At 68.1% G+C, this 452-nt stretch carries 1 protein-coding gene; it reads left to right on the top strand.

Annotated features, from left to right (window positions below; translation table 11 throughout):
* Positions 1-452 (top strand): hypothetical protein (locus M3627_RS20500; protein WP_251557280.1); only part of this gene is annotated, 452 nt, incomplete at both ends.

Below are 452 nucleotides of genomic sequence, written 5' to 3'. Positions count from 1 at the left end.
GGCCGACTACCGGGCCGAGGCCGTGAGCCTTGACCAGTTGATGGCCCTCGCCATCACCGACGACCATGCTGCGCAGGAAGCCGCGTTCTACGATGCGCCCACATGGCAGCGCGGCCCGCACAACCTGCGCGACCGCCTGACCGAACGCGAAATCGACGCCTACCGGCATCCGCTGGTGCGCTTTGTCGGGCTGGACGGCTACGAGCAGGAAGGCGGTGGCATCCGCCGCGACCTGTTCGCGGAGGGCGACAAAGGCGTGTATCTGACCGATGCCGCACTGCTGGAACGGCTGGCGCAGGACAAGCTGGCAGGTATCGCCGCCAAGGTGCAGGCCGAGGGCTGGGCGTGGGTGGATGCCACGCCGGGCATGACCCATGCCGATCTGCAAGCCTTCCAGCGTGCGCCAAGGGAACGCCGCAGTCCGAACAAGCGCGACGCGCAGCGCATCGAGA

Origin of the sequence: Psychrobacillus sp. MER TA 171 (assembly GCF_023713305.1) — a bacterium.
Classification (GTDB): Bacteria; Bacillota; Bacilli; order Bacillales_A; family Planococcaceae; genus Psychrobacillus.
Note: the sequence above shows the minus strand (reverse complement) of the source record. Positions and strands in the feature narration are given on the sequence as shown.